19 protein-coding genes are annotated in these 20863 nt (G+C 54.0%); 5 read left to right on the forward strand and 14 right to left on the reverse strand.

Going from position 1 to position 20863, the window contains the following annotated elements:
* Positions 1-45: 45 nt before the first annotated feature.
* From PW844_RS12590 to nifL, 5 genes are all read right to left on the reverse strand, one after another.
* The gene (locus PW844_RS12590; protein ID WP_299451987.1) at positions 46-813 is read right to left on the reverse strand and encodes a DeoR/GlpR family DNA-binding transcription regulator; all 768 of its coding nucleotides are present in this window, start codon (positions 811-813) and stop codon (positions 46-48) included.
* Positions 814-1101: 288 nt separating this feature from the next.
* A complete protein-coding gene (locus PW844_RS12595; protein WP_299451989.1) occupies positions 1102-1614 on the reverse strand; it encodes a nitrogen fixation protein NifQ in 513 nt (170 codons plus the stop codon).
* Positions 1611-3014 carry a nitrogenase cofactor biosynthesis protein NifB gene (nifB, locus tag PW844_RS12600; RefSeq protein WP_299451991.1) on the reverse strand — a complete coding sequence of 468 codons (1404 nt, stop codon included), beginning with the start codon at positions 3012-3014 and terminating at the stop codon, positions 1611-1613. The genes PW844_RS12595 and nifB overlap by 4 nt, the downstream gene beginning before the upstream one ends.
* A 147-nt stretch (positions 3015-3161) precedes the next feature.
* On the reverse strand, positions 3162-4733 hold the full coding sequence (gene nifA, locus PW844_RS12605) for a nif-specific transcriptional activator NifA (protein WP_299451993.1): 1572 nt from the start codon (positions 4731-4733) through the stop codon (positions 3162-3164).
* Positions 4730-6217, reverse strand: coding sequence for a nitrogen fixation negative regulator NifL (gene nifL, locus PW844_RS12610; RefSeq protein ID WP_299451995.1), 1488 nt, complete (start codon positions 6215-6217; stop codon positions 4730-4732). Before nifL ends, nifA begins: the two co-directional genes overlap by 4 nt.
* Before the next feature lie 346 nt (positions 6218-6563).
* Here nifL and PW844_RS12615 point away from each other — a divergent pair, with 346 nt between their 5' ends.
* Both PW844_RS12615 and PW844_RS12620 read left to right on the forward strand, forming a co-directional pair.
* Positions 6564-7094, forward strand: a complete 531-nt coding sequence (locus PW844_RS12615; RefSeq protein ID WP_299452051.1) for a flavodoxin — start codon at positions 6564-6566, stop codon at positions 7092-7094.
* A 212-nt stretch (positions 7095-7306) separates the two neighbouring features.
* On the forward strand, positions 7307-7516 hold the full coding sequence (locus PW844_RS12620; protein WP_013508023.1) for a YdgH/BhsA/McbA-like domain containing protein: 210 nt from the start codon (positions 7307-7309) through the stop codon (positions 7514-7516).
* A gap of 39 nt (positions 7517-7555) precedes the next feature.
* Here the strand turns inward: PW844_RS12620 and PW844_RS12625 are convergent, their stop codons facing one another.
* From PW844_RS12625 to PW844_RS12645, 5 genes are read right to left on the reverse strand one after another with little or no spacing between them, the layout of a single operon-like run.
* A complete protein-coding gene (locus PW844_RS12625) occupies positions 7556-8509 on the reverse strand; it encodes an agmatinase (RefSeq protein WP_299451997.1) in 954 nt (317 codons plus the stop codon).
* Positions 8506-9264, reverse strand: coding sequence for an amino acid ABC transporter ATP-binding protein (locus PW844_RS12630; RefSeq protein ID WP_299451998.1), 759 nt, complete (start codon positions 9262-9264; stop codon positions 8506-8508). The genes PW844_RS12625 and PW844_RS12630 overlap by 4 nt, the downstream gene beginning before the upstream one ends.
* Positions 9261-9932, reverse strand: a complete 672-nt coding sequence (locus PW844_RS12635; protein ID WP_299451999.1) for an amino acid ABC transporter permease — start codon at positions 9930-9932, stop codon at positions 9261-9263. The genes PW844_RS12630 and PW844_RS12635 overlap by 4 nt, the downstream gene beginning before the upstream one ends.
* A gap of 12 nt (positions 9933-9944) precedes the next feature.
* A complete protein-coding gene (locus PW844_RS12640; protein ID WP_299452000.1) occupies positions 9945-10673 on the reverse strand; it encodes a transporter substrate-binding domain-containing protein in 729 nt (242 codons plus the stop codon).
* A gap of 15 nt (positions 10674-10688) precedes the next feature.
* Positions 10689-11654, reverse strand: coding sequence for an agmatinase (locus PW844_RS12645; protein WP_299452001.1), 966 nt, complete (start codon positions 11652-11654; stop codon positions 10689-10691).
* A gap of 106 nt (positions 11655-11760) precedes the next feature.
* Here PW844_RS12645 and PW844_RS12650 point away from each other — a divergent pair, with 106 nt between their 5' ends.
* From PW844_RS12650 to PW844_RS12660, 3 genes are all read left to right on the forward strand, one after another.
* Positions 11761-12642, forward strand: a complete 882-nt coding sequence (locus PW844_RS12650) for a LysR family transcriptional regulator (protein WP_084879048.1) — start codon at positions 11761-11763, stop codon at positions 12640-12642.
* A 266-nt stretch (positions 12643-12908) separates the two neighbouring features.
* Positions 12909-13118: a YdgH/BhsA/McbA-like domain containing protein gene (locus PW844_RS12655; protein WP_013508023.1), complete on the forward strand. Its 210-nt coding sequence runs from the start codon at positions 12909-12911 to the stop codon at positions 13116-13118.
* Positions 13119-13514: 396 nt separating this feature from the next.
* Positions 13515-18146: a hypothetical protein gene (locus tag PW844_RS12660; RefSeq protein ID WP_299452004.1), complete on the forward strand. Its 4632-nt coding sequence runs from the start codon at positions 13515-13517 to the stop codon at positions 18144-18146.
* A 65-nt stretch (positions 18147-18211) separates the two neighbouring features.
* Here PW844_RS12660 and nifM read toward each other — a convergent pair whose 3' ends face one another.
* The 4 genes from nifM to nifV are packed head-to-tail and all read right to left on the reverse strand — an operon-like array spanning position 18212 to position 20850.
* The gene (nifM, locus tag PW844_RS12665) at positions 18212-19009 is read right to left on the reverse strand and encodes a nitrogen fixation protein NifM (protein WP_299452005.1); all 798 of its coding nucleotides are present in this window, start codon (positions 19007-19009) and stop codon (positions 18212-18214) included.
* A 5-nt stretch (positions 19010-19014) separates the two neighbouring features.
* On the reverse strand, positions 19015-19452 hold the full coding sequence (locus PW844_RS12670; protein WP_299452006.1) for a nitrogen fixation protein NifZ: 438 nt from the start codon (positions 19450-19452) through the stop codon (positions 19015-19017).
* Positions 19449-19706, reverse strand: coding sequence for a nitrogenase-stabilizing/protective protein NifW (locus PW844_RS12675; RefSeq protein WP_299452008.1), 258 nt, complete (start codon positions 19704-19706; stop codon positions 19449-19451). Before PW844_RS12675 ends, PW844_RS12670 begins: the two co-directional genes overlap by 4 nt.
* A 1-nt stretch (position 19707) precedes the next feature.
* On the reverse strand, positions 19708-20850 hold the full coding sequence (nifV, locus tag PW844_RS12680; RefSeq protein WP_299452009.1) for a homocitrate synthase: 1143 nt from the start codon (positions 20848-20850) through the stop codon (positions 19708-19710).
* Positions 20851-20863 lie beyond the last annotated feature (13 nt).

Consider the following 20863-nt stretch of genomic DNA (forward strand, 5'->3'; position numbering starts at 1 on the left):
CTGTCTGTATTCTGAAATACAGGCAGTGCTGTTAAATTTTATTAATTAGATATCAACCAATTTCAGTTCTACATTCTGGTTTCTGATTTTTCCCTGCGCTTCCAGAGGAAGATAAGAATCGGTGATAATGGTATCCATCTTGTTTAACGGACAGATGGAATATAAGCCGTACTTGCCGTATTTACTGCTATCCGCGACGAGGATTTTCTTTCTTGAGACTTCAATCACTGCCTGTTTAACTATCGCTTTCTCTTCATAAGGGGTTGAAATTCCTCTTTCAGCATCCCACGAGCTTGAACTGATGAAGGCGATATCGACATTCAGCGTCTTAATAAAATTGGCCGCACTGATTCCGACGGATGAAAAATTTCGTTTATCGACCAGGCCACCAGTATGGAAAAGGTTTATTTGCGCCTTATTCATTAAATACTGGCTGATAGAAAAATCATTGGTAATGATGGTGGTATTGAATTTTTCCCCAAGGTATTTAGCCAGTTCGAAAGTTGTTGTCCCGGCATCTACGTAAATAACCAATCCATCATCGACCAATTCCGCAGCGGCTTTGCCAATAATCTGCTTGGAGCGGTGATGAATAAGGGCTTTATCGCTATAGCGCATTTCATGGCGCAGCACGTCATTCAGCTTGATGCCACCACTTACGCTGACGACCTTGCCCTCATGTTCCAGCAGCTGGATATCCCGTCGTATAGTCATATGCGAAACGTTCATCAGATCCGCCAGTGCATTGATGGATGCGGTACGGTTCTCATAGACATAACGGTAAATAAAGTCCTGCCTTTCACTCGGGATCATGCTGTCACCTTAACGAAACACTCGATATCAATGACATCATGCTCGTGTTCACTGAATGAGTACATTCTCTCCCACATTAATTCACATATGAATGACCTGCGTCACATAACCAGCAGCGCACAAAATGAGTTAACTACATGAAATATAATTAATTTATAGATTAACATCGTTCACATGATTTTGTGAAAAATGTGATGATGTGGAAAATAGTGGTGTGAGTTGTGAAAATCCTTTGGTGTGGATTCTGAATCTGAGGGGGAATATCTTGCTGCATTGGATAATGAGTGATCACGACGACTCAAAACACCCCCCCCGTTCACAGCACTCATCGCAGCTGGGTGAGCGGCAAATCAATTCACCTTCGGCATGCAGGCAACGCTGGCGATAGAAGAATTTTTTCCAGCGCATATTGTTATGATTCATCGCCACCAGCGGGGGAAAGCAGTCGCCCATCAGCTGACGTAGCTCCGCCCTCGAACTCAGTCCCAGGTCTTCCCACAGATGATTAAACGCCAGCGAGACACTGGCGATAATACGATGCATGGGGAACGCATCTGGCTGGAGATATTCCGCCAGCCATAATTCCAGCTGCTGCTGTTCATCCGCGCGCGTTGCGATCAGCTCACTCATCAATTGATGGCGCATCAGTGTGTCCGCAGCCATTGAAGGTTGCTGGACTGGAATCTGGCGCTGTAACCGCGCCCATTGTTGCACACCAAGTCCCATCATCAGGGGATAACTCCCCTGACCCTGCAAATAGAGGGACGCGAGTCGGCACAGCCAGTGATGTTGTGGTGTCATGCGACCCCCTTATTTTGCAGCGGCATAGACTTTTTATTGGATCGCCAGCTCTGCCACCAGCGATGCAGGGCTTCGGTCACCGGTTGCCACGCATCATCAACACAGGGCTGGATGCCGCGGGCCTCCAGTTTTTGCCACGGGGTATAACCCATGCGCACGCAGAACACCGCTTTGACATCCGCCAGCAGATCAAAAATCGCCGCCATGCGTGCCTCACTGTCCTGTTCTGACTCGCAGCTGTCGCTGCCGTGGCAATATTTCGGGGTAAAGCGCTGATTAACCAGCACCACCCCGGCAGCAGACAGGCTGTAGATATAAAAACGATCCGCATGACCGAAATGGCTGTCAATCACATCCCCATGCTTCGATGCTACGGCGACCAGGCAGGCTTCTTCCTCATCCGATTCCCCCTTCGTCGCAATGCTGGCGTGCAGCCTGGCGCGCTGGAACAGCATAGGTAGCCAGGGCTGCGGAGAACGCTCCGGCTCCGGTATCTGCGCAAACTGCTGGCTACGGTCTTCGCCCAGCATCCCAATCGCATCCGCGCGGCACTGGTGGCAGTGCGTCATCTGCGGAATGATCTCACCGCAACGTTGCCGTACGGCAGCGACCATCGCAGCATCAGGTTCTGGCTGGCCTTGCAGACCAAACACCGTGCCATGCTCCGGGCGGGAAATTAGCGGCATGATGTTATGGATAAAGGCACCGCTGGTTTGCAGCATCTGGCTGACATCAGGCAGTGCCTGATCATTAATCCCCGGGATCAGCACCGAGTTGATTTTCACCAGCACTCCCTGCGCAGTCAGACGACGCACGCCCTCCAGTTGACGGGCGATCAGGATTTCTCCAGCCTCGCGCCCACTGTAACGTTCCCCATCCAGCCACAGCCAGGCATATATTTGAGCGGCGATGTCCGGATCCAGGGTGTTGATCGTCACCGTCACATGATCCACACCAAGCGCCACCAGCCGATCAACGGCATCCGGCAGCATCAGGCCATTGGTGGATAAGCATAGCTTCAGGTCCGGAAACGCCTCCCGCACCTGTTCGAGCGTACTGAAGGTGCGATGGATATTCGCCAGCGGGTCGCCGGGACCGGCAATGCCCACCACCGACAACTGCGGAATCGCGGTGGCAACCTGGCGCACCCTGGCGACAGCCTGTTCCGGTGTCAGCAGGGTAGAGGAGACGCCAGGGCGGGATTCGTTACTGCAATCAAACTTGCGGTTGCAGTAGTTGCATTGCAGATTGCAGGCGGGTGCCACGGGCAGGTGCATGCGCGCGAATCGGTGATGCCCGCTACGCGAATAGCAGGGATGCGAGGCAACTTTACCCGCGACCCGATCGGTCAGCGTCTCACTGGTTGGGGCCTGGCAGGCAGAAGAGGAGCAGGAAGTCATGGCGTTACCTTGATGATGTAGTCTGATCTTCCTGCTGCAATTTGTGTACCGCCGCTAATTTATTGAAAATGGTGAGATTTTCATTCGGCATTTGTTGTCATCATTCCCACCTGTAGCTGACAATGTGTTGATCGTCACAATTTTGTGTCAGATACGTGGCATGGTGATGTCCATGGTCTGGATACGATACGCCACCTGGCGTGGCGTCATCCCCAGCAAGCGTGCTGCCTTCGCCTGCACCCATCCGGCTTTCTCCAGTGCGGCAATCAACCGCTGGCGTTCATCAAGGTTCTGATCGAGCCAGCTGTCCTCCCGCGGGGCACTGACCATCAGCGGTTTCGGGGCGACTTCCCGGTGATTAAACAGTATGACCTCACGATCGATTAACCCACTATCCGACATCACCGCCGAACGTTCGAGGCAGTTTTCCAGCTCGCGCACATTTCCCGGCCAGTTGTAGCTCATCAGCAGGCGGATGGCACCATCACTGATACGCAGCGTGCGGTTCTGGTTTTGCCCGATCTTGCGCACCAGAAAATGGGCCAGTTCGGCGATATCGTCCTGACGTTCGCGTAACGGCGGCAGTGCAATCGGCATCACATTCAGGCGGTAATACAGGTCTTCGCGAAAATTACCGACGCGCACTTCTTCCTCAAGATTGCGGTTGGTCGCGGCAATGATGCGCACATTGACCTGCAGGGTTTCATCGCCACCGACGCGTTCCATTTCCCCCTCCTGCAATATCCGCAGCAGTTTGGCCTGAAAGGAGGCACTGCTTTCGCCGATTTCATCAAGGAACAGCGTGCCGCCATCGGCCAGTTCAAATCGACCTTTGCGCTGGCGTACCGCGCCGGTAAAGGCCCCTTTCTCATGGCCGAAAAGCTCACTCTCCAGCAGGGTGTCGGGCAATGCTGCACAGTTAAACTTAACGAACGGTGAGGCGGAGCGGGGGGAGTTATGATGAATCGCGTTGGCAATCAGCTCCTTACCAGTGCCACTTTCGCCACGTACCAGCACCGTGGTATCCCAGCGGGAAACCTGGCGGATAATCTCCAGCGTTTGCCGCATCGCCGGGCTTTTGCCCACCATATTGTCGAAACCAAAATTGTGGGCAGGTACACAGTTGCGCCCCCGCACCGGTTGAACCAGCGTATGGCGAGGTGCTGGCGTGACAGGAGGCGTCATCAGGCGTACCGTCTGCGCCACCAGATTGGCGACTGTTTCCAGAAAACGGGTGCAGGAGGGCAGACGCGTGTCGGTGCGTGCCATCGGTTGTGCTGCCAGCACCCCCAGCGGCTTCGAGTCCGGCCCCATCAGCGGCACAGCAATAAACGGCAGGTTATAGTCATACAGCCCCAGCCGATCGAGAAATCGTGGGTCATCCGCGAGGCGCGGTAACACCAGCGACTGGCCCTGCGCCAGCACCGTTCCCACCAGTCCTTCTCCGGCCCGATAACGAACCCTGGCGCTGTCGCTAAGCTGGGATACATCAGCCTCCGGCAACGCTTCGATCGTCAGCAATTCCTGCTGGCTATCGTACAGACAGATCATCCCGTGCTGCATAAAGGCATCATTGTGCAGCACGTACAACACGTCCTGTAACGTCTGACCTATCTCAGTTGCCCGGCTGAGTACCACGCTTATGCGCTGCATGGCGGTAAATTGCTGGGACAGGTCAAAGCGCCAGACCGTGGTCTCTGATGCAGATTGCTGGGTCATTTGGAGCCTCCGGTCAGTGAAGCAAATAAGGGAAACCGCAGGGTCAGGCAAGAGCCTCCCTCGGACGGGGAGGTCAGTTCAATCGCACCATGATGATGAGCCACCAGCGTCTGGATCAGACGCAGTTCCATGCCTTTGCCAGGCGCGTTTAACGCATTCGGTGCGTGGGTGTATTGCACATGTCTGAGTGGCACGTTGTCGCATAAGTAAAAAGCCAGCCAGCCCTCTTCTTCATGCGCATAGACCTGGGTGTGCAGGTTGAATTCAGGGATCCCGGCAGCCAGGTCGAGAGTGCGATCCAGCCACAGACTCAGACAAGCGAGGATCTGGGTGCGCTGGCCGAAACATACCAGGTGTGGCGAGTCCTGGGTTACCTCCAGGCTGTCTCCCTGTTGATAGCGGGTATGGTACAGCGCGCGCAGATCGGCAAAGAAATCATGCAGCGACCATAGGGCCGCGTGCTCCAGATCCAGCGAAGGCCGACAGCGTTGCAGTCGTGCCATCGCTTCTTCTCCCTCGTGCCAGGCGGAATCCAGCGCCACGTTACTGTGGTCGGCACCGTTCAACCGTCGCGCGGCTGCCAGCATATTGATCGGGCAATTTAGCTGGATCAGCGCCGCATCGAGTGAGTCGCGGATCGCCGCCAGCAATTTGCCGGTAGTCATATGTTGTTTCAGGCGGTCAAGCCGTCCCTGTTCCTGCTGCTGCTGTTGCTGGGTGTGATCGGTGATAACTACCAGCGTGCGCGTGAGGCTGTTATCGACAAAATAACGGCTGGCTTCCTCACTAACGCCCGGCAGCGTCCAGCAATGCACCCGCAGCCAGCGCACCGCGCCACACAACACCATCGGGACTACCGCGCCTGCAGCAAACTCTTTTTTACGGCGGGAGAAATCCAGCTCTGTCAGCAGCTCTTTGCCACCACAATCGGCACATAAGGTTTTGTAGGTCAGGTTGTCCATCACCACCTGATCCTGTTCATCCACCACCACGACAGCGGCCGGGATATTATTCAGCACGGCTTCCGTCAGCGTCATTTGATTGCGCAGACGTTGTTCCAGTGCGTAGCCGGTGCTGATATCACGCTGCATCGCCAGATAGTGTTCCAGCTCGCCGCAGGTATTGATAACCGGGGTGATATCGATTTCCACCAGAAACAGGCTGCCATCGCGACGGCGGTTGATTAATTGCCCGCGCCACGGCTGACGCAGATGCAAGGTGCGCCACATATCTTCATAGATGATGCGTGGGGTCTGTTTGCTGGCCAGCAGGCGGGGATTTTGTTGCAGCAATTCATCCAGCGCATAACCGGTCTGACGGCAGAACGCCGGGTTAGCATAAATAATGCGTGCCTCGGCGTCCGTCAGCGAGATGGCAATCGGTGCCTGTTCGACCATGGTCAGGAACAAACCGGGATGTTGCTGAGAAAGCCCTCGTGCAATAGCTTGCGGTTCAGCGGCATCCATCATCATATGCTCAGTCATCGCACTCTCCGGATTTCAGGTTCGGTTATGTCGCAGTTATGACAATTTGTCCCACCTGCCGACAGGGCGCGCAGACGGTAACGGCTCGAAATAACCATGCAAACTGTAAGCCTTACGTGGGGGCTACCCGCCTTAACCTTGATCCAGATCGGGATTTCGCCGCTTTTCACCGCTTATTTCACGCAGAATGCGCCAGTCACGCGCCAGTGGCCCACCGCAGGCAGGCGAAAAAAGCATCACGCTGGTGCGCAGCGGCTCACGACAGTGCAACGTCGGCATGCCAGATACCTGGCACAGCATTCGCAATAACCAGGGAACTGATACTTTCACTCCACAGGAGCGCGTTATGGCGAACGTCGGTATTTTTTTTGGCACAGACACGGGGAAAACCCGCAAGATTGCGAAGCTGATCCACAGGAAACTGGGGGATGTGGCGGATGCACCGGTCAATATCAATCGTATCTCGCTGGAGACCTTTCTTTCCTACCCGGTGCTGATCCTCGGCACTCCCACACTGGGCGACGGGCAACTGCCGGGGCTAAATGCCGGTTGTGAGGAGGCATCATGGGGAGAATTTATGGCGCAGCTTGCGGGAGCCAGCCTGAGTGGCAAAACCGTGGCCCTGTTCGGGCTTGGCGACCAGGTTGGCTACCCGGATAACTTTGTCAGCGGGATGCGTCCGCTGTATGACGCCCTGAAAAACTGTGGTGCGCAGTTGATCGGCCACTGGCCCAATCAGGGATATGAATTCACCACTTCGGCGTCACTGGAGGAGGGGGCGTTTGTTGGCCTGGTGCTGGATCAGGACAATCAATATGACCTTACCGAGGAACGGCTTGATGCGTGGCTGGATACCATCAGGCCGGTGATGGTGTAATCCAACAGCTTTATATTTTTGCGCGATAAATCGCGCCGCTACAACTCTTTACTAAAACTGTAGCGGCGCGATTTATCGCGCAAATCTCTATCAGTTTTTTTGAATTGTTTCAGCAAATCCCTCAGCTTTTACTCGCCGGTCGACAGGTCTATTCTCTCTCACATCGGGGCACTACACCCCACCCACTAAAAATTATCTTTGAGGAAATGACCATGAAATCTATCAAAACTTTCGTTGCAGTTGCGGCCCTGTCACTGGTTTCTTTCGGCAGCTTCGCGCAGAGCATCACCGCTTCCGCTTCAACCCTGGATGGCGCAGAAGCCAAAATCGCCGCTCAGGCTAAACAGGCCGGTGCCTCTTACAAAATCACCGGTGCACGCGTGGATAACGGTGCTTACCTGTCAGCGGAACTGACAAAATAACATTATCAGGTCGCCGCCAGGCGACCTTTTATCGTCCTGTCAGCCGGGCCGGGGCAGCAGCAGATGCCCCAGCAACTCCACCAGCACATGTGCGGCAAGATAAGATGTCACCCCGGTCGCCACATCCAGCTGCGGGTTAACCTCAACCAGATCTATCCCCACCACGTCCATTCGCCCGATCAGTGCCAGCAATGCCGCCATCAGTTCGTCATAGCGCATGCCATTTGGCTCTGCGGACGCACAACCGGGGACCAACGCCATATCCAGCACATCAATATCAATGCTGATATAACATTTTTCACCCACGGGAAGATGTTCAAACAGCTCCAGCGGTGAACGCTGGCGAAACTGTTGCTGGCTGATAATGGTGCTGCCCTGCGCCGTGGCGTCGCTGAATTCGGAGGGACGCACCCGCAGGCTGCGAATCCCCACCTGTGTCAGGCTCTGTACCTGACTCAACGCCATAATGTGACGAAAGGGCTGACCATTGCTGTAATGCACACCGTTAGTGACCGGGGCAAAATCCAGATGTGCATCGAATTGGACGACATGCAAGGGTTCCTGGATGCCGCGAATCAGTGGCCATGACACGGAATGGTCGCCACCGATCGCCAGCGGTATCGCCTGACGCTGGCGAATCAATTGCGTCATGGCGCTGATATTGTCATGGGTGCCGATCACGTTAGTCGGCAGCACATCCACATCCCCCACATCCACCAGGCGACCCTGGGTTATCACATCGGTGAGAAAGTGCTGCTGGCGCGAAATGTCGAAAAAACCGGTTGGTGCAAAACGCATCGAATGTTCGCGGATACTGCGCGGCGCAAATCGGGTGCCGGGCTGCCAGGGCGAACCTTCATCAAACGGCACGCCAAATACCGCGACATCGGCATCCAGTTCGCTCAGGCTGGGGCAGTAATTGGCACGCAGGAAGGTGGGAATGCCGGTAAATGCGCGGTTCAGACGTTCGCTGCCGCGCAGATTAATGCTCATAGTTCGACCCTTATATGCTGTAACAGCGCACGGGTGCGGTGATGTTGCGGGCCAGAAAACAGCTGCTGTGTCGGCCCCTGTTCTACGATCATTCCGTCTTCCATCACCACCAGACGATCGGCCACCTCACGGGCAAAATTCATCTCGTGCGTCACAATGATCATCGTCATGCCGTCCTGGGCCAGCTGTTTCATCACCTGCAGCACTTCGGTGGTCAACTCGGGATCCAGGGCGGAAGTTGGCTCATCAAACAACATGACTTCGGGCTGCAACGCCAGGGCGCGGGCTATGGCGACGCGTTGTTTTTGTCCGCCAGACAGGCTGGCGGGCATCGCTGCGGCTTTGTGTGCCAGACCCACTTTTTCCAGCAGTTGCATTGCCAGCTGCTGCGCAAACGCCTTGCCTTGTTTCAGTATTTTGTGTGGCCCGATCGCCACATTGTCGAGAATCGACAGATGGGGGAACAGGTTAAATGACTGGAAAACCATGCCTGCCTGACGGCGCAGGAGATTCAGGTCCGGCTCGGCTAACATTTTCCCATTTTGCAACAGATGCTGGCCGCACAGCCGGATGCTGCCTTGCTGCGCCACCTCCAGACCATTGCAGCAACGTAAAAACGTGCTTTTGCCCGAACCACTCGGACCAATAATCACCACCACCTCGCCGCGCGCCACCGACAGGCTGATACCCTTCAGGACATGGTGCTGGTCAAAATATTTTTCGACGTTAACCGCCTCAATGATGGCTGGATTCATTGCACCATCCCTCCCGCACGCAGTTTTTTCTCCACCAGACGCAATAACAGCATGGTGCTGCTGGTCATCAGCAGGTAGATAAAGGCGATCACGATATACACCTCCAGCGAACGATAGGACACGCTGATCACTGTTTGCCCCTCATGCATCAGGTCGTGGATGGTAACCAAAGACACCAGCGCCGAGTTTTTTGTTAACGCAATAAACTCATTCGCCAGCGGCGGCACCATGCGCACCAGCGCCTGCGGCAGGATAATCAGCCGCATCGCCTGCGCACCGGACATGCCCATCGAGCGCGCTGCTTCGGTTTGCCCACGATCAATAGACAGGATCGCGCCACGCACCAGCTCAGAGACGTAGGCTGCCGAATAGCATCCAAGACCGATAATGCCGCAGACAAAGGCGGGAATGACGATATTGAAATAGGGCAGACCAAAGTAAAGGATAAACAGCTGCACCAGCAGCGGGGTACCACGCACGAAAACCACGTAACTGTTGCAGAACCACCACACCAGCTTACGCTGGGGAGCAAGCCTCCCCAGACCGATTAAGGTTCCCAGACAACAACTGATCAAAAGGGCGCACAGGGTGACTTCAATCGTCACCCCGGCTCCTGATAGCAGATCGCGCCAGGCGGCAAACGCCGGCGTAAAATCAAATTCGACCATGCTCACCCCGGCTTATTGCGCTGCGTTGCCAAACCATTTTTTCTGCAACGCGTCATAAGTGCCGTTGGCTTTGATGGCTTTCAGCGCATCATTCAGCTGCTGACGCAACTCCGGTTCACGTTTGCTGACGGCGATACCGTACTCTTCATGGGTTACCGGCTCCGCCAAAATCTGCGTGGTTCCGCGGGTTTTGCTGTACAACAGTGCCGCCGGTTTGCCGGTCACCACCGCATCAGCGCGGCCTGCTTCTAGCGCGTTAAACATCTCTTCGTTCTTTTCCACTTCTATCGTCTTTGCGGTGGGGAATTCATCCGCCATCACTTTGACCGATTTGGTTCCGACCTGCACCGCGACACGCTTACCCGCCAGATCCTGAGGGGTTTTGATCCGCGTATCGCCTTTTTTCACCATTACCACCAGGCCCGCAGCGAAATAAGGGTCGGTGAAATCCACCACTTTTTTGCGGTCATCAGTGATGTAAATTGCGGACAACACAATATCCTGACGACCGGCCAGTACAGACGGCACCATCGCCTTAAAATCCATATCGGTATACACCAGCGGACGCCCCATCTGCTTTGACAGCGCGGCGGCTAAGTCCACATCGAAGCCGGTCCGCTGGTTGTTCTGGATAAACTCCATCGGCGGGAAGGTCGGGTCAATCGCTACGCGGATGGTTTCGGCGGCCTGAGATAACGAGGAAAACAGGAGCGCACTGAGCAGAAGTGAACGAAGAGTCATACGTCCTCCAAAAGATTAAACGTTGCTGTCGCAGTATCCGGCGCGAATCGCCGCGCCAATTAAATTGAGCACCAGACGGCCTGCGGTCATGCAGGAGAGCTGGTGCACGTCTTTTGCGGGTTGAATTTCCACAATGTCCATACCTACCACACGTCCTTTTTTCACTAATCCGTGGATCAGTTTACGCGCCTGAACAAAGGTGACGCCGCCCGGTGCCGGACCTGCCACCGCGGGCATCACCGCAGGATCAAAACCGTCCGCGTCGATGGTCAGGTAATAACGGCCACCCTCCGGGATTTGCTCCAGCACCGCGTCCATACCGCGATCGTGCAACTCATACGCGGTAATGATTTTGGCCCCCCATTCACGGGCGTAATCGGCTTCTTCCTGACGCGCGCTGCCTGAGGCACGCATGCCAATCTGAATGATGTCTTTTACAAACGGCAGCTCAGACGCACGACGCATCGGGCTGGATAAACCATCACGCACGCCATTGACCTCATCACGCCAGTCGAGATGTGCATCAAGATGCACGATGGTGATTGGCCCCTGGTCGTCAAAGGCACGCAGAATCGGGTTGGTGATGCCGTGGTCACCACCTAAAACGATGGGAATGGCTCCCGCCGCGAGAATTTTGCGTACCGCCTGTTCTGCACGGACGAAATGACCACGCGGATCGTTAAGGTCAGCAGGCACGTCACCACAATCGACAAAGCGGACATCATTCCGTCCCTGCAACAGCGGGCCATCAATATCAAAGTCATAGCGCTCAGGACCTCGGATCACCCGGTCAGACGCCTGACGAATGGCGGTGGGTGCACGTACCTGGTCGTTGTTGTAGTCCTGTGGGGTGTAGGCAGCGCCATAAGGCATGCCCAGTACGGCAAAATGTGCTTGCAAATTATCGAGATCGAGGGCTAATTCGGAAAACAGCAGTGATTTATGATTAGTTTGCGGTGGCACTGTTAACGGTAAAGACATAATGATTTCCTGGTATTGGCGAAATACGAACTGAGGCGAGTGTAGGGAGGCGTCTTCACCAGGAAAACTGATCTTATTTGCAATCACGGTTACGGAAACAGCAACCATGAAACCCCGGACACTGAACGAAAAAGATTTACGCGCCCTGAGGATATTCTGCGTTGTGGCGCAATCTGGCGGATTTTCTGCTGCTGAAAAATCTCTCAACATGACCAAAGCGACCATCAGTCGTCAGATTAAATCGATTGAAGAAACACTCGGCACCGCGCTCTGTACCCGCGGACCAAAAGGCTTTGAGCTGACGGCGGCGGGTGAGTCGGCATTGCTTTATGCGCGTGAAGCGCTCGGTGCACTGGATCGCATCTTCCCGGCGATGGATGCCAGCCGGGGCGTGATTTCAGGGCCGCTTGTGATGGGGATCACCGATAATGTGATCAGCCACAGTGCCTCACATCTGCAACAGGCCTTGCGCGCCCTGCGCCAGCGGGCGCCACAGGTGCAGCTGTCACTTAGCGTCATGACGGCATCGCAATTGATTCAGGCCCTGCTCGACAGAAGGTTGGATATTGCCATCAAAGGGGTGATGGATTATCAGAAAACACCTTCGCTGCATTACGCCGAGTTATTTGCCGAGTCGCATGGTCTGTACACCCTTGCGGGTCATGAACTGCGTGCCCGACAGCTGCCGCTGGTGTACCGGGCGCAGCAACCCTTCGTTGAGGACGCGCTGGCCCGGCTGCACCTGAGCCGGGGCCCCGAAGCAGTCGGTATCGAAGCGGTGGCGATGTTGATTGCCGCCGGAGATGTGGTGGGGATTTTACCGCATCATTATGCGCAACTGATGCAGGCGTGTATCCCTCTGGTGAAGGTGCCGGATTCACCGACATGGACCGTGACCCACTATGCGGTCACTCATGCTGCCTATCCGCAATCACCGGCAGCGGAACAAATGATTGCTGAACTGCGTCGGGCACAGCATATTCTGTAAACGCCCGGACGGGGGCTGTCAGTGGCTTTTATTATGGCTGATGCGGCCTCCTTCGATTGTTTCATCATAAATTCATATCAGCATCTGTTGCAGCCATTGCCGCTGCCAGCGTTGCTGTGACGCAATTTGCTGTGCATTTCTCATTCAATTTTTTTGAATTTTTTCAGCAAATCCCTCAGCTTTTACTCGCCGGTCTACAGGTCTATTCTCTCTCACATCTGGGCACAACGCCCCATCCACTAAAAACTATCTCTGAGGAATTGACCATGAAATCTATCAAAACTTTCGTTGCAGTTGCGGCCCTGTCACTGGTTTCTTTCGGCAGCTTCGCACAGAGCATCACCGCTTCCGCTTCAACCCTGGATGGCGCAGAAGCCAAAATCGCCGCTCAGGCTAAACAGGCCGGTGCCTCTTACAAAATCACCGGTGCACGTGTGGATAACGGTGCTTACCTGTCAGCGGAACTGACTAAATAAACGATGGATTACGTGGCGCAATCAATCGCGCCACAAACCAAACAGAAAAATCGGCACAAACGCCCCGCTGTCGTATTTCACGCCATAGTCAGGAAAGTGACGGGCGTTCGGCAGCTAAGGAACTCTGGCTTATCCTTAGCTGTACTGATTAATTTAAGCCCCGTAAGCTCATGAAGTGTATAACCGCAGGATGTAAATAGAGCAGAACTAACACATTTGGACCGGGGGTTCCCTACGGTCTGCCACCGTTAATGCGACAGAACCTCTGCGCGGTACGGTACTTCACCCGTTGCGGAAATCCATAAATTTCCACCGAATTTTGAAAGCCTCCCCTGAATACATTAGTCATCATCACGGGTAACTAATTTTGTATTTATAGGGTTAAAGGTTTTTTTTATGCGCTCATCATCATCTTCTTCTTCTCCTTCTATCTCTCAACGTCTGAGTCTCCATGAACTCAAATCCGTGATTAAGGAACTGAATTCCCCGGCACAGCCCGCACCTGAAAAAATCGGTCACGATACCCTCCGGCAACTGCACGACAGAATGACTAAGGAGGAAGAATGGCAACAGGATGAAAGTGTTTGTCAGACTCTGGATGGCGTCCTGTGCAACGATAAGTTCCAGAAAGAATTTGAAAAAGATACCGGCCTGTCCCTTCCACATAGCGCAAAGCATCTGGATAAAACGCAGGCAAAAAAGCTGATGTCATTTATCTCTGACCAGGTCAGTCCCGCAGCCACAAAATCTGTATTGCCGGGAGAGCCTGCAGAACAGGATTTCTCCGTTCAGGCCAGACAGTCACTGCAAAATGTCATGAAGGACTGCCTGCAACAGAGGGCTCTCGAAATCCTGCTTGAAACGGGTCTGAAACTGACCGGTATGCGCAGGGATGTCGCAGAAGCATTTGTGCCAGTGATTAAGCTGATCCGGGAAGCCCGGGCAATCCTGTTGTCCGGGAATGGAAGCCTGACTGACCACTTAAAGGGACTGACAGAGGAACTGAACATCGCGCGGAACTGCCTGAATCCGGACTCGGTTGTTTTTCGGGTTACCGATATCCTTTGTGATGTGGCGGACGTACTGCATCAGGGGCTGACGTCATCTGACCTGAGTAAGCTGAAAGTACCGGTGGAAAAATTAGGCGCAATGCCGGGGCTGGCCTCTGTCGTAGAGGGCGCGATGCCGTTGTTTGCGCTGGGTGGGCAGTTACAACAGTGGAACAACAATACCATCACTACCCAGGACCTGGTCCGGTCTCTGATGGACAACGTGGTACCTGAATGGATGATGCTTCCACTGAAGGTCGGAGAAAAAATGGCTCAGGGTATAGAGTCCGGAAAGCTGCACGTGGAAGGACTCCCCGCATGGCCGGGAATGGCCGATAAAGTGGCCTGCCTGCAATGGCTGCGAACAGCCCTGACAAATGATTCATTCCGCGAAACGCTGGCAGCAGCAGACAAACAGTGGCTTACGCAGACGCTGGCGTTTAATGCTGAGGAAGCCGAATATGCGCACACAACTTTGCTGCAGTATGCGCAACCTCTGGCCAGGTTCCCTGTTGAGGGTACAGCCGGAGACTGGATGATGGCACTGAAAACGATGCCGGGTCTGTCAGAAATAGTCACCCGAGCAGACTTCAGTCTGAATGATAATCTGGGGGCCGTTGGTTCCCTTCTGCAGGATAATACCACCTTGTCCCGACTGGGAGGGGTAGTGAACGCGTCAGGAACCACAGGAAAAGCCTGGGAAGCACTGAAACTTCTTGATACAGGGAAATCACTGACTGCACTGAAGAATATATCAATTAAAGCACTGGAGAAAACCTGCGGAGTGACCGTGGACGCTGCAAAAGCCATCTGGCTGGTATTGAAAAAAGGGAATGATTTCAGGCTAAGCCCTTATTCAGCCGGACAATCGCTCAATGACCCGGTCAGGCTTTATCGTGATGTGATTTCCTTCATTAAAGAGGATGTGAAAAATAATCCCGCGGATTATAAAAATGCCACAGTTGAAACTCTGCTGGCCACTGTGGCTGTGGTGCTCAAAAGTTTCGGTGGTAATCATGTACCCATTAACTGGAGCGGGAATACCGCAGAGTGGCTGAAAGCGTATTCGGAGGCAGACCCGGCGAAACTGACCGCAGTGGACAAAGCACTGATGCATGCCGTACTGGAGCCACGGGTGGCGCTGGAAATCAAACGTGCAATACAGCAGGAATATAACGTACAGGCCCGAAAATTACTTGAGCCTCTCAGCGCTGCCCTGAAGTCATACGTCGGTGATTCACCGATTCTGCGTCATATAGCCGGTGTTCTGCCCTACATCCCGGCCATGAATAAGGCATGGAATGTAATCCGGACTATGGAGCTCGGTGAACGAACAGCACTGCGTAGTCAGTTGTGCCAACAGACTTTTCTTTTGCGCAGCAGCCTGAATACTACCTCTCCCGAAACGCTGGCATCACGCCAGCAGACAGTCCTGGCCCTGGAGGAAAAACTGACCACTCTGCAGAAAAAATGCGGAACGGGTACTGACCTGGTTGGTACACTGCAGGCCGAACTGGATGTAATGAAGGTTGCCGTGCAGATGCAGCCTGATGAAAAAAGAATTCGTCTTACGGGAGAGCTGGACCTTGCGCAGACTGGCCTGGATAATCTGAAAAATCCGGCTGCGTTGAAGGAGATGACAGAGGAGGATGTGGCGCGAATGCATGCCACTCAGGCTACTCTTCATCAGGATATACGAAATACCCTGTCCAGAGAGGACGTGTCGCCGGCAACGATCATGCAGGCACAGCTGAAGGTCATGACGAAGACCCTGGATGCCCTGCCGATGGATCTCAGGCTGTCGGATATGGGGGCAGTGGGGGATTTTGCGACAGAAGCCTTGACGCAACTGCTAACCAGCAAGGACCCAGCACTGGTGAGCGTAAAGGCTGAACTTGACACACTGATGACACACGCAGCGACAGAGTGGCTGAATGATGTTGTTCACTGGTTGATAAATCAGATGATGAAACTGTTCACGAAGGAAGTGGAGCTGACGCCGGAAGATAAGGAGCAGGGTATATTTGTCATTGAGAGAGATTTGACCGTGGGGCAACTGGCGACGGGGGCTGCTGCAGGGGCCGCGTCGGGCGCGCTGCTGTCGTCGCTGTTCCTGCTGCTTTCCGGTGAGGGTGTGCCGGGCCTGAAGGGCGGTAGTGAACAATTCAGGAAGATGATAATGCACCGGACAAAGCCGGAGAGTGCTACCGGACCGGATGGTGTTAATGCAAAAGGTGGCCCGCAGACAGTGAGACTGTCCCCATCGTATGGCGGTGTATATGGCACCACTTCAGAGCCCTTAAGTCGTGAAAGTAACAATCTGAAGAAATGTCTGATGTTGGCCCTTACGGTAGTGGCAAGTGCAGCCGCCGGGGCAGGGATTGCGGCGGCAGTGAAGCCTGCAATCAGGGAGAAAAAGGGTGAAACGGTTGATGAATCAAACTCGTTTCTGACTCAGGCCGGTACCTTAAGCATCTTTATTGATGAAAACGGAATAGAACAAGGGATAATTCTTTCTCCCGAAGAACACGATAGCTATACGTTAGAGGAAAAATCAGCAAACACTGAACTGCTTAGTCGACCAAAGCGTTCTTTCATGTTGTCAGCGTTGAAAAGACGGATGACCCCAAAGCCTCCAAAAGCACCAACCCCTGTTGTTCAGACAGACTCTGTCGATAAGGTTGAAAAAACCCGGCGTTCGCTGCCCGCAGCAAAAATTAAAACCGCAATGAACGAATATTATCAAAAAATAGAAGCTGGCATGCTTGCCAGACTTGGGCCTGACCTGAACGCAGTGGCATACATAGATAAATATATTACAGATGTTATCAAAAATTACCCGCAGCAAGATGGAGGGTTGACACCTGACACAACAATAAGATTGGAAAAAGAGAATATTGGCGCTTATGCAGGAAATAGTAGCTATTATACTCTTAGAGAGCTGGTGCAGGGGAAAGTTAATTACAATGAGTTTAAAGTTCACTGGCCAAGGAATACGTCAGAACAATTGCAGGATAAATTATTGCCTGGTACTTCCCGTCTTAGACAAACATCTGGCCTGGGGGTAATGGATCAGTTTAACCTCGACATGAATAGAAATAAATCCAACCCTAAATTTAAAGAAAACTTAAAAATTTTCTATAACTTGTCATTCACGTCAACAGCGAATGAATTAAAAGCCAGTACGGCCATTCCTCCAGAGTTTAAAGCTCTGCTGGGGAGTTGTGCGGACGGTACATTACAACCTAAGGCAATAAGTTTTCGTAATGAAGCACTGACGGAAGTAGTGGCATTACGTGTAGGTCAAAAAATATTAGCATGGAATGCATCAGGCGACCACATCCTGTTCAATGATAGCTCTCGCGGTCGCGGTACTGAGAAGATCAAAAAATGGATTACTAAACATCTGCAGGCAGAAACCCAAAATTCAGTTACTGCAGCAAACTTTGGAGATATACGCACATTTAATCGCATGAAAGGTGCTGATGACATACAGTCATCGCTGACACTCACCGATCAGGCAGATATAAATGAACATACTTATAACACCGTTATTACCCGGATGGAAAAAGATATGGACAGCAGGGTTCGAACGAAGGGGGAGAGAATGATTGACTCTCTTATTGATAACACAGCGCTTGCCTTAAATTTTGCAGTGACCTTCGCTCCGGGCTGTGGCATCGTTGCCGTATTAATAAAATCACTTGCACGATTCGGTATTACTTTGCTTAAAGGTGAGGCCAAGGCCTTAAATGCAGATACCTTTGCAGAAAAAACCAAATTTACTGAGGAAGCCCTTAAGAAGGGCCTCAAAGGGTTATTGCTCGATGGGGTATCCCTTGGTACAAAGTTGGTAGAGAGCCATTACTTAAAAGCCGAAGTACCATTCCTTGCCCCTCAGGTTGGCAGAGGTGTAAATATCCTGGAAAACAGATTGCCAGCCTACGTAAAAGAAATTCGGGAACGCACTAATTCGTGAGTCAGGTTCTGTCGAAAAAACAAAGGCAATGACGCACCAGGGCAGCGGTAGCATCAATAAGGGCATTATGGGCTCAAATACCGTATCAGCATCTGCTTCAGCCATTGTCGCTGCCAGCGTTGCTGGTTCTGCTGATGCAGCATTGTCCGAACCTGCGCCAAAGCAGCCTCCCGTTCCATCGGCGCGGGAGGGCGAATCAGTTCACACCACAGCAAATGCCAGCCCAGTGCGGTTTCAATTGGCTGACTCAGGGCGTTGGGCTTCATCTGAAACAGCACGCTGTCCAGCTCGGGGAAGAGCAAGCCCTGGCTGATCCAGCCCATCCGTCCTCCTTCCAGCGCGCTCGGGCAATGGGAATAGCGTTGCGCGAGGGTGCTGAAGGCCTGGCGCGATACGCTTATCTGCTGGTGGAATTGCTGGATCTGGCGCTGTATCGCCGCACCATCATTCTCCGTGGTCAGCAACAGGTGCCAGCTCAGGCGTTGCTCCGGGCGCATGAATTTATCCTGATGACGCTGGTACCATGCCAGTACCTGTAAATCATCCGGCGCGGGTGCCTGTGCGGCCACACGCATCAGCTGCATTTCCATGCGGGCGTGATGGCGGATGATCGAGGCCCGCTCATTTTCGCTAAAAAGCTGCTGTGACAGGGACGTATTAAGTGACGTTGTCACGCTGGCGATAACCGCTTCCGGGATGAAATCATCACCGGTTTCCCTGACCACGGCGTATTCCAGCTGCCGCTGGCGCTGCCACAGCCGGTCAAACTCCGCCTGTTGACCGGCGGGGACCGACTCCGGCTGACATTGCCAGCGCGACTGACTCAGCTGCTGCCGGGAAAAGCGTTCCCAAAGTTCAGCCACGAGTGTTATTCCTCCAGCAACCTGATGGCGCTGGCGGGCACCTGAAACCAACGTTCGCCAAACATCACCGTGTAAATTTCACCATTTTCTCCCTGGTCGGTACGCTCGATGCGGCCGCGTTCTCCCGCCCGGACCACCACCTTACCGTCAGAGGTGAGGATATGGCGTGAGGTGACGCTGTCCCCAAACTGAAAATGGCCCGCGTGCCAGGACGCCGTCGCACTGATAATTTCCTGCTCCCGGCAACCGACAATCATGTCGGTCGCGAGGAAATGGACCTGATAAATAATCTGGTCCATCAGGAAGGTGCCGCATCCACGCACGAAGCCGGTACTGCCGCGCCGCACCAGTAGCTCGCCGGTGGCGTAACCATACATGGTGCCGTCATTACGAATCGCGCGGATTACCCTGACTTCGTCACCTAACGCAAATTTTGCCCTCATGTCTGGCTCCCGTGCGTGTGAAGCTGATAGCTCTCCGTCAGCAAGCGTCGCGCCAGCAGCCAGGGGCCACGTGGTTCCGCTTCCAGATGGTTTTGCAGAGGCACGTTGTCGCGCAGTCGCTGGTGAAAATCGCGTAACACCGGCAGGCAGCAGGGCTTCAGTCGTGCGGCATCGTAATCAACGTCAAAGAACGTGAAAAAGGATTCCGCCGTATCGAGTGCCTCAACCCCTGGGATTTGATAAAACCATTGCATATTAACCCCTTAGCGTTTGGGCGGTTTCTCCACAAAGCTGGTCATAAATGGCGATCAGTTCGTAATCCTGCGGGATGCGTTTCCAGCTTTCGGCGAAACGACGGATGGCGGGCAGGATCAGATCGATTTGCAACGTATCCAGCCGGTAGCCCATTTTGCTGAATACCCCGTCCACTGCCTGACGCCCGGAGTGCTTACCCAACACCAGCCGATATTCGCGTCCCACCAGTTCGGGATCGATGGCCTGATAACTCTCGCGATCGTGCAGCAGTGCGGCGACATGGACGCCGGACTCATGGGTAAAAACCTGGTCGCCCACCAGCGGGTGCTGGACATCAATGATGCGTTGCGCGGCAACCGCCACCGACTGACACAGCGCCGGGAGCAGGCGAAAATTGATACCACAATCCCTGTCCAGGCAGCGACTGAGGCTGAGCGCCACTGTCTCAAGGGCAGCATTGCCCGCGCGTTCGCCCAGTCCCAGCACCGTGGTATTCACGCTGGTGGCTCCAGCCTGCACGGCCGCCAGCGTATTGGCGGTTGCCAGCCCCAGATCGTCATGGGCATGCATCTCGATCTCACCGGGCCAGAAGCTGCGTAAGGTGGTGATACGCGTGGCGGTGGTGAAGGGATCGAGTATGCCGAGTGTGTCGGCAAAGCGTAACCGCTGCGCACCGGCTTCCTGCGCGGCTTGCGCCACCAGCCGCAGATCCTCATCGCGGGATCGTGAGGCATCTTCACAACCGACACACACCTGCATACCGAGTGAGCGGGCGAAGCGAATCAATTCAGCCAGCCTCGGCAGCAGGACCGGCAGAGGCTCACGCAGTTTGTACTGGCGCAGTTTCTCTGAGGTCGGCAGGGAGATATCCACCCAGTTCATCCCGAGCTCGGCACTCTGGCGTATTTCCTCGCGGTTCATCCGGCACCAGGTCATTAACGTCGCCTCGGGCAGATGGCGGCGCACCAGCTGAATACGGGTCCGCTCCTCCTCACCCATGGCAGGCGTGCCGACCTCCAGCGCAGTGACACCCGCGTCAAACAGCGCTTGTGCAATAGCGATTTTTTCACTGGCACGAAACGCGACGCCCGGGCTCTGCTCCCCGTCCCGCAGCGTAGTATCGTTAATCAACACCCTGGACATCAACGTTTCCTTC

Source organism: Pantoea sp. (assembly GCF_028283705.1).
Lineage (GTDB): Bacteria > Pseudomonadota > Gammaproteobacteria > Enterobacterales > Enterobacteriaceae > Pantoea.

Coding starts and splice junctions, on each gene's coding strand:
- nifA (WP_299451993.1), bottom strand. CDS start 4,733: ATGACCCAGCAATCTGCATCAGAGACCACGGTCTGGCGCTTTGACCTG.
- PW844_RS12640 (WP_299452000.1), bottom strand. CDS start 10,673: ATGACTCTTCGTTCACTTCTGCTCAGTGCGCTCCTGTTTTCCTCGTTA.
- PW844_RS12645 (WP_299452001.1), bottom strand. CDS start 11,654: ATGTCTTTACCGTTAACAGTGCCACCGCAAACTAATCATAAATCACTG.
- PW844_RS12650 (WP_084879048.1), top strand. CDS start 11,761: ATGAAACCCCGGACACTGAACGAAAAAGATTTACGCGCCCTGAGGATA.
- PW844_RS12675 (WP_299452008.1), bottom strand. CDS start 19,706: ATGCAATGGTTTTATCAAATCCCAGGGGTTGAGGCACTCGATACGGCG.
- nifL (WP_299451995.1), bottom strand. CDS start 6,217: ATGACTGAGCATATGATGATGGATGCCGCTGAACCGCAAGCTATTGCA.
- PW844_RS12655 (WP_013508023.1), top strand. CDS start 12,909: ATGAAATCTATCAAAACTTTCGTTGCAGTTGCGGCCCTGTCACTGGTT.
- PW844_RS12630 (WP_299451998.1), bottom strand. CDS start 9,264: ATGAATCCAGCCATCATTGAGGCGGTTAACGTCGAAAAATATTTTGAC.
- PW844_RS12595 (WP_299451989.1), bottom strand. CDS start 1,614: ATGACACCACAACATCACTGGCTGTGCCGACTCGCGTCCCTCTATTTG.
- nifV (WP_299452009.1), bottom strand. CDS start 20,850: ATGTCCAGGGTGTTGATTAACGATACTACGCTGCGGGACGGGGAGCAG.
- PW844_RS12620 (WP_013508023.1), top strand. CDS start 7,307: ATGAAATCTATCAAAACTTTCGTTGCAGTTGCGGCCCTGTCACTGGTT.
- PW844_RS12625 (WP_299451997.1), bottom strand. CDS start 8,509: ATGAGCATTAATCTGCGCGGCAGCGAACGTCTGAACCGCGCATTTACC.
- PW844_RS12590 (WP_299451987.1), bottom strand. CDS start 813: ATGATCCCGAGTGAAAGGCAGGACTTTATTTACCGTTATGTCTATGAG.
- PW844_RS12660 (WP_299452004.1), top strand. CDS start 13,515: ATGCGCTCATCATCATCTTCTTCTTCTCCTTCTATCTCTCAACGTCTG.
- PW844_RS12670 (WP_299452006.1), bottom strand. CDS start 19,452: ATGAGGGCAAAATTTGCGTTAGGTGACGAAGTCAGGGTAATCCGCGCG.
- PW844_RS12615 (WP_299452051.1), top strand. CDS start 6,564: ATGGCGAACGTCGGTATTTTTTTTGGCACAGACACGGGGAAAACCCGC.
- nifB (WP_299451991.1), bottom strand. CDS start 3,014: ATGACTTCCTGCTCCTCTTCTGCCTGCCAGGCCCCAACCAGTGAGACG.
- PW844_RS12635 (WP_299451999.1), bottom strand. CDS start 9,932: ATGGTCGAATTTGATTTTACGCCGGCGTTTGCCGCCTGGCGCGATCTG.